Annotated in this window: 14 protein-coding genes and 1 pseudogene; 9 read left to right on the forward strand and 6 right to left on the reverse strand. The window is 37.5% G+C overall.

Annotated elements, in window-relative coordinates; genetic code table 11:
- Window positions 1-154 precede the first annotated feature (154 nt).
- The 7 genes and pseudogenes from hypA to ArsFIN_RS14315 all read left to right on the forward strand — a co-directional run bounded on the left by hypA (window position 155) and on the right by ArsFIN_RS14315 (window position 6,346).
- Window positions 155-499 carry a hydrogenase maturation nickel metallochaperone HypA gene (gene hypA, locus ArsFIN_RS14285; RefSeq protein ID WP_026822331.1) on the forward strand — a complete coding sequence of 115 codons (345 nt, stop codon included), beginning with the start codon at window positions 155-157 and terminating at the stop codon, window positions 497-499.
- 9 nt (window positions 500-508) lie between these two features.
- A pseudogene (hypB, locus tag ArsFIN_RS14290) lies at window positions 509-1,370 on the forward strand (hydrogenase nickel incorporation protein HypB).
- On the forward strand, window positions 1,361-1,639 hold the full coding sequence (locus ArsFIN_RS14295) for a HypC/HybG/HupF family hydrogenase formation chaperone (RefSeq protein WP_026822330.1): 279 nt from the start codon (window positions 1,361-1,363) through the stop codon (window positions 1,637-1,639). Before hypB ends, ArsFIN_RS14295 begins: the two are co-directional and overlap by 10 nt.
- Complete coding sequence (gene hypD, locus ArsFIN_RS14300) at window positions 1,639-2,760, forward strand: hydrogenase formation protein HypD (protein WP_026822329.1); 1,122 nt, start codon at window positions 1,639-1,641, stop codon at window positions 2,758-2,760. Before ArsFIN_RS14295 ends, hypD begins: the two co-directional genes overlap by 1 nt.
- Window positions 2,757-3,767: a hydrogenase expression/formation protein HypE gene (hypE, locus tag ArsFIN_RS14305; RefSeq protein WP_026822328.1), complete on the forward strand. Its 1,011-nt coding sequence runs from the start codon at window positions 2,757-2,759 to the stop codon at window positions 3,765-3,767. Before hypD ends, hypE begins: the two co-directional genes overlap by 4 nt.
- Window positions 3,768-3,811: 44 nt before the next feature.
- Window positions 3,812-5,899, forward strand: a complete 2,088-nt coding sequence (gene flhA, locus ArsFIN_RS14310) for a formate hydrogenlyase transcriptional activator FlhA (RefSeq protein ID WP_026822327.1) — start codon at window positions 3,812-3,814, stop codon at window positions 5,897-5,899.
- Window positions 5,900-6,160: 261 nt separating this feature from the next.
- Window positions 6,161-6,346: a hypothetical protein gene (locus ArsFIN_RS14315; protein ID WP_026822326.1), complete on the forward strand. Its 186-nt coding sequence runs from the start codon at window positions 6,161-6,163 to the stop codon at window positions 6,344-6,346.
- Between the two features lie 670 nt (window positions 6,347-7,016).
- Here the strand turns inward: ArsFIN_RS14315 and ArsFIN_RS14320 are convergent.
- The 3 genes from ArsFIN_RS14320 to ArsFIN_RS14330 all read right to left on the reverse strand — a co-directional run bounded on the left by ArsFIN_RS14320 (window position 7,017) and on the right by ArsFIN_RS14330 (window position 11,189).
- Window positions 7,017-8,201, reverse strand: a complete 1,185-nt coding sequence (locus tag ArsFIN_RS14320) for an AMP-binding protein (protein WP_051296966.1) — start codon at window positions 8,199-8,201, stop codon at window positions 7,017-7,019.
- Between the two features lie 767 nt (window positions 8,202-8,968).
- Window positions 8,969-9,988, reverse strand: a complete 1,020-nt coding sequence (gene galE, locus ArsFIN_RS14325; RefSeq protein WP_026822324.1) for a UDP-glucose 4-epimerase GalE — start codon at window positions 9,986-9,988, stop codon at window positions 8,969-8,971.
- Between the two features lie 274 nt (window positions 9,989-10,262).
- A complete protein-coding gene (locus ArsFIN_RS14330; RefSeq protein WP_026822323.1) occupies window positions 10,263-11,189 on the reverse strand; it encodes a cation diffusion facilitator family transporter in 927 nt (308 codons plus the stop codon).
- Window positions 11,190-11,605: 416 nt separating this feature from the next.
- On the opposite strand from ArsFIN_RS14330, the gene ArsFIN_RS14335 reads away from it, so the two are divergent.
- Window positions 11,606-12,052: a universal stress protein gene (locus ArsFIN_RS14335; protein ID WP_026822322.1), complete on the forward strand. Its 447-nt coding sequence runs from the start codon at window positions 11,606-11,608 to the stop codon at window positions 12,050-12,052.
- A gap of 61 nt (window positions 12,053-12,113) precedes the next feature.
- Here ArsFIN_RS14335 and eco read toward each other — a convergent pair whose 3' ends face one another.
- Window positions 12,114-12,593: a serine protease inhibitor ecotin gene (eco, locus tag ArsFIN_RS14340; protein ID WP_026822321.1), complete on the reverse strand. Its 480-nt coding sequence runs from the start codon at window positions 12,591-12,593 to the stop codon at window positions 12,114-12,116.
- 280 nt (window positions 12,594-12,873) lie between these two features.
- On the opposite strand from eco, the gene ArsFIN_RS14345 reads away from it, so the two are divergent.
- Window positions 12,874-13,095 (forward strand): DUF465 domain-containing protein, encoded by a 222-nt coding sequence (locus ArsFIN_RS14345; RefSeq protein ID WP_026822320.1) that lies wholly within the window; start codon window positions 12,874-12,876, stop codon window positions 13,093-13,095.
- 56 nt (window positions 13,096-13,151) lie between these two features.
- Here the strand turns inward: ArsFIN_RS14345 and ArsFIN_RS14350 are convergent, their stop codons facing one another.
- Together ArsFIN_RS14350 and ArsFIN_RS14355 are read right to left on the reverse strand one after the other, a co-directional pair.
- Window positions 13,152-13,715, reverse strand: coding sequence for a GNAT family N-acetyltransferase (locus ArsFIN_RS14350; RefSeq protein WP_034249383.1), 564 nt, complete (start codon window positions 13,713-13,715; stop codon window positions 13,152-13,154).
- Window positions 13,716-13,788: 73 nt separating this feature from the next.
- Window positions 13,789-14,241 carry a bactofilin family protein gene (locus tag ArsFIN_RS14355; RefSeq protein ID WP_034249382.1) on the reverse strand — a complete coding sequence of 151 codons (453 nt, stop codon included), beginning with the start codon at window positions 14,239-14,241 and terminating at the stop codon, window positions 13,789-13,791.
- Window positions 14,242-14,435 lie beyond the last annotated feature (194 nt).

The following is a 14,435-nucleotide window of genomic DNA, read 5'->3' on the forward strand; positions in this document are numbered from 1 at the left end:
GTTCATTTTGTTTTGAGCAATAAACTAAGCATAGCGGCTACACAATCGTTGGATAGCACTTTTGAATCCCCATTTATGTCAATAAAAAGCCTATGATTGCTAAGCAATGGCATCCATATTGCATTAATCAATATAAACAGATGCTGGAGGCTTTATGCACGAAATCACCCTCTGCCAGCAGGCATTGGAACTTATTGAGCAACAAGTAGCACAAAGCAATGCAAAACGCGTCACCCAGGTGTGGTTTAAAATTGGCGCATTTGCCTGCGTAGAAAGCAGTGCGCTGCAATTTTGCTTTGAGTTAGTCTGCCGGGATACGGTCGCTGAAGGTTGCGAACTTCATTTAGAACAACAGCAGGCAGAATGCTGGTGCCGTCAATGTCAGCAATTTATAAAACTCTTAACCCATCGTGTAAGGCTCTGTCCAAAATGTAATAGCCATAATCTCCATATTGTTGCGGATGATGGGCTACAAATTATGCGGTTAGAAATAGAATAGGAGTAAACCATGTGCACCATCTGCGGTTGCGAACAAGGCAACCAATATATTGAAGGCGATGAACGCAATCCACATTCTGCTTTTCGCAGCGCCCCATTCTCTCTCGTGCCTCGTCAATCATTACAAATAAAAGCCATTCATAAAACTAGCCTCAGTGCTAGTGAGCCAAAGGCCACTAACCTGGATTATGGCCAAGGTGAAGCCGGTGCCCATGCGCCCGGTTTAAGTCAGCGCAAAATGTTGGAAATTGAAATCGATGTACTGGACAAAAACAACCGATTAGCGCAGCGTAATCATCGCCAACAAACAGCTAGCGCTAAATCTGGTTTCCAGTCCAGGATCAGGTAAAACAACGCTGTTGACAGAAACACTTACGCGGTTACAAAACGATATTCCTTGCGCAGTTATTGAAGGCGATCAACAAACCACTAACGACGCCGAAAGGATCCGCGCCACAGGAACCCCAGCTATTCAGGTAAATACCGGTAAAGGGTGTCATCTTGATGCACAGATGATCTTTGATGCCATGCAACGACTTCCCCTTGCCGCAGGCGGGATCATGTTTATCGAAAATGTTGGCAATTTGGTCTGTCCTGCCGGGTTTGATTTAGGCGAACAACACAAAATTGCCGTTTTATCGGTAACAGAAGGTGAAGACAAACCACTCAAATATCCACATATGTTTGCGGCCGCCTCGCTAATGTTGCTTAATAAGGTCGATTTACTGCCCTATGTTAATTTTGACCTAAAAAAATGTTTAGCTTACGCCCATCAAGTGAATCCGCAGATTGAAATTTTGCTGGTATCGGCCACTACGGGTAAAGGTATGGACAACTGGTTAGCCTGGTTGGAGAATCAGCGATGTGTATAGGTATTCCCGGAAAAATTAGTCAACTAACTGACACTATGTTAGCCAAAGTAGTGATCGGTGGGGTGAGCCGTGATGTGGATTTAACGCTTGTTGGTAAGCATGACGAAAGGGGTAATAGCCGCCTAGGCCAATGGGTGCTAATCCACGTTGGCTTTGCCATGAGCGTAATCGATGAACAGGAAGCGTTAGATACACTGGCTGCATTACAAAATATGCACGCCGTAGAGCCTGATGTGGGTGCTTTACTATATGGTGAGGAGAAGGGCTAATGCGTTTTATTGATGAATATCGTGATCAACAAAAAGTGATGTCGCTTATTGAAATCATTAACCAGCGCGCTAAGCATCTACCCTACAGTGAACAACGACCTTTTCGCATTATGGAAGTCTGCGGTGGGCACACCCATGCTATTTTTAAATTTGGTCTCGATCAACTATTACCGAAAAATGTTGAGTTTATCCATGGCCCAGGCTGTCCTGTTTGTGTACTGCCAATGGCCCGTATTGATAGCTGCCTGGAAATTGCTAACCAACCACAAGTCATATTCTGCACTTTTGGTGATGCCATGCGCGTACCGGGCAAAAATGGCTCATTGCTAACAGCCAGAGCTGGCGGAGCTGACGTACGGATTATCTACTCACCAATGGATGCACTAAAACTTGCCCAACAAAATCCGACCAAAAAAGTGGTTCTATTTGGTCTTGGATTTGAAACAACCATGCCAACCACCGCGCTCACCTTAATACAAGCAAAAGCAGCTAACATTGATAACTTTTATTTCTTTTGTCAGCACATAACCTTGATCCCGGTACTAAAAAATTTATTACAACAGCCTGATAATAGTATTGATGCATTTTTAGCGCCTGGACACGTCAGTATGATTATTGGTATTTACGCTTACAACTTTATCGCCACACAATATCAACGCCCGCTTGTTGTCGCCGGTTTTGAACCAGTTGATTTGCTGCAAGGGGTATTAATGTTAATTGAACAAAAAATAGCGGCTAATAGTCGGGTAGAAAATCAGTATCGCCGTGTGGTACCTGACGCCGGCAATAGTAAAGCGCAGACAGTAATGCAACAAGTATTCTCTATTAAAGGCACCAGCGAGTGGCGTGGCCTTGGTATGATAGAGCACTCTGGTGTTTACCTTAATAAAAAATATCAGCAATTTGATGCTGAGCAGCATTTTCACTTACGTCCACCAACCGGTTATGATGATCCGCAGACTTATTGTGGCCAAGTACTAACCGGGCGTTGTAAACCTGTTCAATGTCCACGCTTTGGTCGACAATGTAACCCCCAAAATGCATTAGGGGCGTTGATGGTTTCGTCCGAAGGTGCTTGCAGTGCTTGGTACCAGTATCGTTCTCAGGAGTATGAAGTATGAAAACTGTCACTCTCGCCCATGGTAGTGGTGGGCAAGCTATGCAGCAACTCATCAATCAGCTTTTTATTCAAGCCTTTGATAACCCGTTACTTAATGAGCAGGAAGATCAGGCGCGGATCCCATTGCATTTATTAACTCAGCAAGGGGATAGACTGGCTTTTTCCACTGACAGTTATGTTATTGATCCGTTATTTTTTCCTGGTGGAGACATTGGTAAACTGGCAGTTTGTGGCACTAGCAATGATGTGGCGGTGAGTGGTGCTTTTCCTCGTTGGCTTTCTTGTAGTTTTATCCTGGAAGAAGGATTAACCATCGCCACATTGGAACGCATTGTCGATAGTATGGCGGCAACGGCCAAGGCAGCAGGATTAAGCATCGTAACCGGTGATACCAAAGTAGTTCCTCGTGGGGCGGCCGATAAGGTATTTATTAATACGGCCGGCATCGGTATGATCCCCTGCCATTTGAACTGGGGTATGCGTCAGATCCAAGCTGGCGATCGGTTACTGATAACGGGTTCGCTAGGCGATCATGGTGCAACTATTCTCAACCTACGAGAGCAACTTGGGATGGAAGGCGATTTACAAAGCGATTGCGCCATGCTAACCCCGCTAATCAAAACATTGCATAATGAACCTGGGATCAAAGCAATGCGAGATGCGACTCGCGGCGGCGTAAATGCCGTGGTTCACGAATTTGCTGCCAGTTGCGGCTACGGGATTGAACTCAATGAAAGCACGCTACCGATAAAACCTGCTGTGCGCGGTATTTGTGAGCTATTAGGTCTGGATCCTCTCAATTTTGCTAATGAAGGAAAGCTGGTCATCGCAGTCGAACGCAATGCGGCAGAACGTATTTTGACGCACATACAACAACATCCTTTGGGCTTAGACGCGGCAATTATTGGCGAAGTCGTTAGCCAAAAAGGCGTGAAGCTAACCGGACTTTATGGTATCAAACGTACACTTGATCTACCCTACAGTGAACCATTACCCAGAATTTGCTAACCAATCACGCCACTCATTGGCCATTAACTTTCGGAATATGAGGTATGTCGTATACACCGACGAGTATAAGCAACGAACAAGGTTTATTTGATATTACTCGTACCTTACTGCAACAACCTGATCTCTGTGCGCTAACCCAAGCCGTCAAAACCCATGTCAGGCAACTGAAACTGGCCGATCACGTTAATATCCTGCTGTGGCAATTTGAACGCCGGAGAGTCTGCCTATTTAGTGTTGACGAACAGCAACATGATATTCGCTATGAAGATGAAACTTTGCTAGCCTGTGGCCCAATCCGCCATATGCTGTCACGTCCAGATGTACTCCATTGCCGCTACCAAGAATTTAATCAAACCTGGCCCCAACTTAATGAATTAAAACTCTATCCAGTCTTCAATTATTACAGTCTGATGCCGTTGACCGCTGAAGGCAAAATATTTGGTGGCTGCGAATTTCTGCGCACCACAAATGAACCCTGGACGGAACACGCCTTCTCGCGCCTACAAACACTTGCTCAAATCATCAGCCTGGCAGTGGAACAGATCCAATCGCGGTTGAACAATAATATTAATTATGGCCAACTATGTCGTGAACGTGACGATTATCGCTTGTTGGTGGCTATCACTAATGCCGTCTTATCCAAGCTAAATTTGGATGAACTGATCACCGAGGTTGCGCAAGAAATTCAGACTAATTTTGCTATCGATTCAATTAGCATCGTATTACGCAGTAACCATAAAGGGAAACTTAGCGTATATTCAATCCATTATGTCGATAAAAATATTCCGCTACATGATCAACGTGAGATAGATGAAAAAGGGACTTTATACCAAAAAGTCATGCAAAAGAAAGAGATGCTTTTGCTAAATCTTCACCACTACGACAAACACTCAGCATGCGTTCGCATGCTATTTGAATTATGGGATAAGCAGGAGCAAACCTTATGTTTGTTGCCACTAATTTTTAGCGATCGGGTACTGGGTGTATTAAAACTGGCACACGTTCAAGCGCCGGTTTTTACCTCCTCGACGCTGAAACTGCTGCGCCAAATCGCAGAACGCGTTGCGATTGCGGTAGATAACGCACTTGCTTATCAAGAAATCCGCCGTTTAAAGGAGCGACTGATTGATGAAAATTTAGCGCTGACAGAACAAATTAATAATGTCAGCACAGATTTTGGTGAAATCGTTGGTCAAAGTGACGCCATGATAACGGTCATGAAACAGGTTGAAATGGTAGCGCACAGCAATAGTACCGTACTGATTTTAGGCGAAACAGGCACCGGCAAAGAGCTGATTGCACGTGCCATTCATAAACTCAGTGGTCGTAATAATCGTCGGATGGTAAAACTTAATTGTGCCGCCATGCCAGCGGGCTTACTTGAAAGTGATCTGTTTGGTCATGAGCGTGGTGCATTTACTGGCGCTAATACCCAGCGTATTGGTCGGTTTGAATTAGCAGATAAAAGCACGCTATTTTTAGATGAAGTGGGTGATATGCCACTAGAACTTCAACCTAAGTTGTTAAGGGTATTGCAAGAACAAGAATTTGAACGCCTGGGTAGCAATAGGATCATTCGGACAGATGTACGTCTTATCGCTGCTACTAACCGTGACCTTAGACAAATGGTTGCAGATCGTGAATTTAGAGCTGATCTCTATTATCGACTAAATGTTTTTCCTATCTACCTGCCCCCACTACGCGAGCGGGCAAAAGACATTCCATTATTAGTGAAAGCGTTTACTTTTAAAATTGCCAACCGTCTTGGACGCAAGATTGATAGTATTCCTGCACAAACTTTACAGCTATTAAGTAAAATGGATTGGCCGGGCAATATACGCGAACTAGAAAACGTCATTGAACGTGCTGTTTTATTGACACGAGGCAATGTACTTCAGCTTTCATTAGCTGAAATGTGCTTCAACACCAATGAAACAAAAATTCCGACAAAGTGTGAAAATCGTGATTTTCATCCGCTAGAAGATGAGTTTCAACGTATTGTCCGTGTACTAAAAGAGACGAATGGTGTTATTGCTGGCCCTAAAGGTGCAGCGCTACGGCTGGGGCTAAAACGCACGACATTACTATCACGCATGAAACGGCTTGGAATTGATAAAAACAGCCTTGTGTAACGCTTTTTATTTAACAGAAAAGTTGTTAATCAATCTCACTGCCATATTAGCAACACTGCGTGGCAAGTTTGTTTTGCCTTTTAACTTAATCACTATAAATCATAAAAACTTGCATACCCTCTCCGCTAACTATCAATGATACCTAACTCAATACGCTTATTCTTCAATCTATAAAATTTAATCAATTGAATGTTATTGAAATGTTAAATAATAAGCGTATTATTAATATCGATTTATGTCACTTCCTAATCGAGGTAATTTATGCCACTTTTTAAAGAAGCACTTATTGCTCTTTTTTTCTCAAATTTTAGTTGTTTTTCCCTTGCCAATGATCATCCCAATAAAGACTACATTCACTGCGTACCAGCAAAGGAGGGACATAATTGTATAGAAACGATAAATGGGAAAGCTAGGCAAAGTGTTTACGTTATTGGTTTAAAATTTTAATTTAATAGTCATAAAAGAGGGGTCATTAATAATTTAAGTAGAGTTATTTTCTATTTTGCCTACTTTTTTATGCCATGAGCCACTTGTTTTTCACAGATAAGCAAATTCAGATAATCATTCATAAAAATATTATCAATATTTAATTATGTTAGGAGAATAACTTATGAAATCACCCGTTCAAATCTTCATTATTATCATGCTGTTACTATTCTATTCTCTGCCTTCCTATGCGAACTTTGCTCAATGTTGTCACGGGTTTTCAACAGCCTATACAGTTAATAGATTATTAACTAGCAATAATAAAATAACGGCCGTTAATTGTAATGAAGAACCTGAATTATACACTATTCATGCGAATGATAATGATAGTACAAAATAAATTTGGCCTAGATTCACTTTTCATTAGCCATTTATTTTAAAATGACTTCGTTAAGTTAAGATAAATTATTATTAAAATTTCCGTTTGGTTAATCCTTTAACATATCGATAAAATGGAATTAAAGTTACATCAAACTATTACTTCACTTACGCTAACTAAGCTATTGATCTTTAGCAATGCTTTCTACTTCATATTGCTATGATTAATTTAATAAAATCCTTAATATAAGAAACCATCAAATGAAAATATGATGGTTCTTATATTAAAAATTTAGTGATGTTCATTTAATTTTTAATCTCTATTATCGACAATATAAAGAATTTTACCTCTAACAGAACGGATATATTGTATTGGGTCAACCTCTTTTACGACTAAATATCCTTGATTTAACTGTTTAGACTCATAAATATCTGGAATTTCTGTTAATTCTTTTTCTAACAATTTAATTTGCTGTGGAGAAAAAATACCTGTAGGAACCCACACCGTGATCACTTCCCTGGTATCTTTTGCAACCGATAAATGGATTTGGATACTAATATCCGCTGGATGAAATTTATGGACAACTGCAACAATCGTTTCATATTCAATAATATATCCCATAAAATTAAAACTAATATTATTTCTTTTAATATTTGTTAATCGAATAATATTACCTTTTAGACTAATATCTGCGCTATCGCCCAAATTATAACGTAATAATGGAATAACATTCATATTATCGAGGCTGGTTATTAATAATCGATCCTGATCACGCTCAATAAAAAATTGGTTTGTCAGTAATTCATAACTATTGTTATCCTCACCCAAACTAAAAGCGATTATCCCCGCTTCTGAACAAGCATAAGCACCAATAATATGCACATCATTACCAAAAGTATTTTTTATTATTTCCCTTTGATAAGCTTTCAGCGCCTCGCCGGCAAAAATAACTTTATTAATAGCAAGAAGTTTTTCTTTCTTTTGCATAACTTGAATAAATTGAATAATTTCACAAGGAATACCGATTAAAACATTCGTATTCACATCAATTAATGCATCAAAATGCTCACTTGCTAATACATTAAAATCACCGATCGAAATAATATTAGCACCACAAGCGCTCGCTACATTACTAAATAAGCAATGAGCGGAAAAAAGTAAGTTAATGGTAAAAAGATTAGCGCATGTATCGGTTGAGCAAAATATATTATATTCTTCACATCCTTTTACGTTATAAACATCACCACTCATTTTATAAAGACAACGTTTCAAGGTGCCACTGGTGCCACTAGTAAATCCAATAAGATAACTATTTTTACTATTAAGCAGATGGAGACTTTGATCATTTTTAGCCAAATAGCCTTTCTTTTCCATAACCGGGATAGATTGGCTAAATTGCTGATAAGTCCATTGACTTATTGCAGGTAACTGAAACAGAGTGGCTATTTTATCTTTTACGGTATTCCATACCATTTCTTCTTTATATATAGATAACATTTTTTCTCTCCATAAATGATTGTATTATTGTTTTTTATTTAAATTCGAAGATTAAATTCACTATGTTAATTTAAAATAATAAAAATAATTTATTACTAGGTAAAAATTAATTTTAAATATTTGATTATTATTTTATTATAAATTTAAATTTGTTAATAAAACTAACTTTTAGCCATATTAATGATATTTAAATATACCTGTTAATGTTGGTATATTAAATACTTTATTGTAGCACCCATTTATAATAGAAATCACTCCCAACAATGGTAATTTCATATAAAAAAAGATTAACTCATTATTAAATTTAATAAAGATGTTATTCAATCTAGACAAAATAATAAATTGTTATTAAAGTTATTAACTTTGCAGAATGACTTATTTAACCCATTTATTTATATTTCTGGCATACCTGATAAAAATTATATACTAAAGAATAAATAAATAATATTAATGTTGCTAGAGTTAGTGACATATTTTATATTAAAGGATCTGAGTGGTTACCTCTCAAAAATAAACAGCAACTAATAAAAAATAATAATAAAATAAATATGTTATAAAAATTTGTTTATTAGGCAAATTGATAAATCACTATAGTCGCCTAACATGATAATTTAATTAATCCTTATTAGTAAAAAAGAAGACAGATAACTTTGTAACTTACAATACAAATAATAAGGATCAATTTTGATAAATAATCCATACAAAAACCCAGCTAAAATGCTGGGCATTGATATTTACCATTACAAAATTAAACCACAATTTAGCTATTATTTTTTACCATACCCATGTGGATTCTGACATTGCCAACGCCATGCATCAGCAGCCATCTCTTGAATCGAGCGAGTGGCTTTCCATCCAAAATCACTCTCGGCTTTCAGTGGGCTTGACCAACATTCAGCAATATCACCTAGTCGGCGGGATTTAATTTCATAAGCGATTTTTTTACCACAAGCTTCTTCAAATGCTTTCAGCATCGCTAATACACTTGTGCCTTTACCAGTGCCTAAATTGTAGATATGTAAACCGGATTTTAAACCAACCGTTTTAAGCGCCGCAATATGCCCATCAGCGAGATCCATGACATGAATATAATCACGCACGCCTGTGCCATCTGGTGTAGGATAATCGTCACCAAAAATCATTAGTTTCTGCTGCCGGCCAATGGCTACCTGAGTAATATAGGGAGTTAAATTATTAGGTATACCTTGCGGATCTTCCCCCATGGTGCCGGACGGATGGGCTCCAACCGGATTAAAATAGCGAAGCAATGTAACCGACCAGCTATTATCAGCAAACTGTAGATCCGATAAACAACGCTCAACCATATATTTACTGCTACCATACGGATTGGTGGTATTGCCAATCGGAAATTCTTCGGTGATAGGAACCGTTGCTGGATCACCATAAACAGTGGCAGAAGAACTAAAAATAATATTTTTTATACCAGCTCGCTGCATACTACGCGCTAATACCAGTGTACCATTTACATTGTTATCATAATATTCAAGAGGTTTTGTGACAGATTCACCAACCGCTTTTAACCCAGCAAAATGGATAACGGCTTGAATAGAATGGTTGGAAAAAATGGTGTCTAACAATTTTTCATCACGCACATCCCCCTGATAAAAAACCGGACGACAACCGGTTAATGTTTCCATTCGCGTCAATACTTCACTGCTGGCATTACACAAATTATCTAAAATAACAGGCTGCATACCTGCTGCACACATCTGAACACAAGTATGACTACCAATATAACCCATACCGCCTGTTACTAATATTTCCACATTAACCTCTTTTTTCATTCATAATTAAATAAATTAGCCTACCGCTTGTTTGTCTCTATAACCGACAATAAGCATAATATTATACTCTTTGAGTCAATTATTTATCGATATAGCGGGCATTTTAGCGAATTAATCTGTCTCGCTATTCAGCAAGATAATCTCTTATACTTATAAATTAGCTATTATATTCATCAATCTTGTAACGGCCAGTATAAACTCAGTAGGCGACAATAATATTTATGGGATCACCATTGCTTATTAGTAAGGAAATGATTTATTGAATTTCAACCGGATCGATATGAATCATGACATTTAAGATAGTAGGATTTTCAAGTAATTTTTTTCTCGCGGCAACAGCAATTTGATGGCCTTGTTCTACCGTTAAAAGACCATTCACTTCAAGATGAACATCAACCAACAAATAATCACCAGATTTACGCGTCTTAAGATCATGAATATCAATCACCCCTTCCATTGCCAACAGCTGTTTACGGATAGCCGCAAGTGTCTGTTCATCAGCCCTCTTATCCATCAGATCGTTAAACGCTTGATAAGTAAATTTATACCCCATTTTAATAACCAGAGCACCAACAATTAAGGCCGCAATAGGGTCAAAGATCTTAATACCACATAAACTACCAACGATACCAATAGCAACCACTAAAGAAGAAGCTGCGTCTGAACGTGCATGCCAGGCATTAGCAACTAACATACTTGAATTAACCCTATTTGCCACACAAAGCATATAACGAAACAGACCTTCTTTAACAATAAGTGATAATAGCGCGACAACCAAAGCAATAATATGCACATCGGGAATTTCAGCTGGATTTAGTATTTTTTCAATCGCTTTCCATACCATGCCACCACCAACCACGAGCAAAATCGTTCCCAGTACTAAAGATGCCCCATTTTCATAGCGGAAATGGCCATAAGGATGATCGGCATCTGGTTGCTTATGGCTATGTTTATTAGCAATCAACACCACAAAATCTGCTAATAAATCTGATAATGAGTGAAGTCCATCAGCAATTAAACCTTGTGAGTGTGCCAAAAAGCCGATAATAATTTGCCATAAAGAGAGAAAAAAATTCACAACGATACTAATAATAGTGCTTTTTTTGGCAGCTTTAAATTTTATTTGTTGCTCATCGGAAACAAAAAGTGGATGTTTTTCTTTGCGGGGTTTAGTTTGTGTCATATTCAAATTCTAAAGTTAATTATTTTCAGTAAAATAAGGGAAAAATTAATAGTAAACCTTAAAAACAATATTGTTATTATTAATACTAATTTTATTCAAAAAAAATATTAATCTAGTTTTCTATAATATGACATAAAAAATGATATTTGTCTTGGTTTTTCATTTTAACATTCATGGAGTTCAATAAAGTATAATTGATAATTATTCGCTTATTTATTTCTACTACTATTTATAATTAAATAGAAATAATATTTATTTTCAATTAGGTTAATTTAGCCAATATAAATTACTTATTTTAAATATGCTTTGTTCATATTAAGTTAATTATGCAAAATAATAAGCAAATAAAAATATTACGACATCATTTTTTACTATTGCTACAATATAATTAAATAACAATATGATGCGAGGGTATCATGTATAATAAGATCTTAGTTCCTATCGATATTGTTGAGGATGAATTAAATCAGAAAGTGATTAAGCATGTTGAAACGCTGGTTTCGTTTAACCAATCCAACAAGCCAGAAGTCCACTTTCTAGCCGTGCTACCCAATTTAGAAATATTTTTTGGTATTGAAATTGCGGCCTTACCAGAGACTCAACAAGATTGCCAAGAACGCAGCCGAGTAGCACTCGAACTACTCAAACAGATCATCAAAAAAGTAAACATTCCGACTAAGCAAATTACCTACAAAATTGGCATTGGCCCGACAAAAGAGGAAATTCTAAGCTATGCGTCAGATATTGACGCCGATTTAATTCTTATTGCCTCTCATAGCCCCAATTCTTCTAGTTACCTACTAGGATCAACCGCAGCTAGCATTGTTCGTCATGCAAAAATAACGGTTTTAGTGGCTCGCTGAAACAAATCAACAATGACTGTAGCCATCTTAATTAAGATGGCTTATTGGTTAAATTAAAACGTTATTTGATCTCTGCACTATTTAATTTTTCCGGTGCTGACCATATGCGATATTTAACTTCCATATCCTTAGGCACATATACCACAATCGGTAATTTACTATTATAACGAACAATATTGCCATCACCGAGATGAGTGGTAATAAACTTCTTGGTTTGCTGTTTATCTGGGCAAGCCAGTAAGGTTGCTGCTGGACCGGATACTTTTTTTAATTCGTAATAGTCATAACCCCAACCTTTCAGCTCTTTTTTCTCAAAATCCCCACCAAACCAATGGTGATTACAATCTACCAGCATGGATTTACCAATAACCAGTTCCACCATAAAATTATTTTCATTTTCTTTTTTGGCGAGCTGAATAACATAACGGTGCATATCTTTCTCAGCGGTTGGATATGGTGCTATTTTGGTCAAATTATCATTTGCCATCGCATAGGGTGCTGCTAGGATAATTGCCAGTAATGGAAAGGTATATTTATTCATTGCCACATCCTACTTTATAAATAGTGATAAAAGAGATATTAACTATAACTGATAACAATAAGTTTTATGCTTAGCTAAATCAAAGTTCTATTTTAGTATAACTGTCGGGCCAGAAAGTAAAAAATCGTAAAGAGTAAATCAGTCCTTTATTTTGTAAATATTTTTAAAAATCAAATAATTATGTATAGCATTTAACAATGTAAATTATTGTGATTATGGTTATTAAATTTTAATTATTGTTATACTTAAATTGCCCCTCAATAATTTTGCCGGAGGTTATATGTTGTTGTCCGATCAAGAGTTGTTTTCCCACCTAAAACGCTTTCATCCACGCTTCCAATCACTATTTGAAAAACACCATCAACTGGATAAACAGATCACTGAATTAGAAGGCCCAAATGGCGCAGGCTATAATGATAAAGTCATCAAATTAAAAAAAGAAAAGCTTCATTTAAAAGATGAAATACAGCGTATTATTCACCAACAAATTAGACTTAAATAACGCCAATCCGCCTGCTGAAACAGCAGGCGTGTTAATCCTCACGACGTGTTTACCTATCAATTAGCGCGCTTTTTTAACCATTGCTGCTGATTGAGCCGATAAAGAATATGTTCCTGTAAGGGATGAGCCGATGGTAACGCCGGATGTAAAAAATTATGCGCATCTTTTTCCATGGCTAATTTTTTCATCAAACATTCAGAAGGGTGATTAATCTTAGCGGTAAAAGAGATAATTTCCTGCATTTGTCGCTGTCGAAAAGCAAAATCTAATACGTGATGGGCGGCTTCATAAGCCAAGCCTTGCCGCCAAAATGGCTTAGCAAGCCGCCAACCAATTTCAATGCAAGGCATAAAAGGAAGAGCATAAGCAGGAATATTGAGTCCAACAAAACCAATAAATTGTTTCTTTGCTCGTAACTCGACTGCCCACAATCCCCAACCTTGCTGTTGGATAAACTTTTGCCTAATACTGTCAATGAATGCATCACTTTGTATTTTTGAAAGTAAGTGTGGAAAATAACGCATAACATCAGGATCGCTATTAAGACGATGGAAAGGATGTCGATCCGCTTCTCGCCATTCCCTTAATATTAGACGAGGAGTGTTTAAGATAATAACCATGCACTAACTACCGATTGAAAAAGATTTTACCATCAATATGACATGGCATTTTATCGTGTTAGCAGAAAAATGCTCATTTACTTTTAGGTAGATCTTCAATGGTTTCTAATTTAATCACTTTTTCAGAGTGATGCTCAATTTTTTCAGACTGACCAATAAATATGCCACCACGCTTAATTGACATATGACTGACACGACTGATCCCGCGCAATTCGCCATGTTCCAGGATATCTAGATTAATTCCCAAGCAAGCGCCATCAACTAAACCATCAATAATCATATCAGGCGCTTCAATTTCACCTTCAATTTTACCACCCTGCATGATGTGAATTGTCCCTTCCGTTACTGTGACATTACCTTTAATATGTCCCCAGATATGAATATCACCTGAAATAGTAATGTTACCTTTAAAAAAGCTCTCTTCTGAAATAATTGTTACATCTTTTTGTTTAGGATCGCTTTTTTTATCACCTTTCATCACAAATATATTTGTATCTGAAGTATCTGACTTTTTATTTCTAAACATCGAGATCAACCTCACTCTTATAACGATAAATTGCAGGATGAGAACGAATGAAAAAACTAAAACAAAAAACCATGTCTTCGCAATCATATTTGTTATATACAAGACCACGACTAGTACCCATAGGAACCAGATAAAATAAAGACACAAATTTTCTCTATCGCTAAATGTTTTCATTCTTATCTAATAAACTCATT

Source organism: Arsenophonus nasoniae (assembly GCF_004768525.1).
GTDB lineage: Bacteria > Pseudomonadota > Gammaproteobacteria > Enterobacterales > Enterobacteriaceae > Arsenophonus > Arsenophonus nasoniae.

Bases quoted from the DNA above. Each gene is read 5' to 3' on its own strand.
- hypA (WP_026822331.1), top strand. From the start codon at position 155: ATGCACGAAATCACCCTCTGCCAGCAGGCATTGGAACTTATTGAGCAA.
- ArsFIN_RS14295 (WP_026822330.1), top strand. From the start codon at position 1,361: ATGTGTATAGGTATTCCCGGAAAAATTAGTCAACTAACTGACACTATG.
- hypD (WP_026822329.1), top strand. From the start codon at position 1,639: ATGCGTTTTATTGATGAATATCGTGATCAACAAAAAGTGATGTCGCTT.
- hypE (WP_026822328.1), top strand. From the start codon at position 2,757: ATGAAAACTGTCACTCTCGCCCATGGTAGTGGTGGGCAAGCTATGCAG.
- flhA (WP_026822327.1), top strand. From the start codon at position 3,812: ATGTCGTATACACCGACGAGTATAAGCAACGAACAAGGTTTATTTGAT.
- ArsFIN_RS14315 (WP_026822326.1), top strand. From the start codon at position 6,161: ATGCCACTTTTTAAAGAAGCACTTATTGCTCTTTTTTTCTCAAATTTT.
- ArsFIN_RS14320 (WP_051296966.1), bottom strand. From the start codon at position 8,201: ATGTTATCTATATATAAAGAAGAAATGGTATGGAATACCGTAAAAGAT.
- ArsFIN_RS14330 (WP_026822323.1), bottom strand. From the start codon at position 11,189: ATGACACAAACTAAACCCCGCAAAGAAAAACATCCACTTTTTGTTTCC.
- ArsFIN_RS14335 (WP_026822322.1), top strand. From the start codon at position 11,606: ATGTATAATAAGATCTTAGTTCCTATCGATATTGTTGAGGATGAATTA.
- eco (WP_026822321.1), bottom strand. From the start codon at position 12,593: ATGAATAAATATACCTTTCCATTACTGGCAATTATCCTAGCAGCACCC.
- ArsFIN_RS14345 (WP_026822320.1), top strand. From the start codon at position 12,874: ATGTTGTTGTCCGATCAAGAGTTGTTTTCCCACCTAAAACGCTTTCAT.
- ArsFIN_RS14350 (WP_034249383.1), bottom strand. From the start codon at position 13,715: ATGGTTATTATCTTAAACACTCCTCGTCTAATATTAAGGGAATGGCGA.
- ArsFIN_RS14355 (WP_034249382.1), bottom strand. From the start codon at position 14,241: ATGTTTAGAAATAAAAAGTCAGATACTTCAGATACAAATATATTTGTG.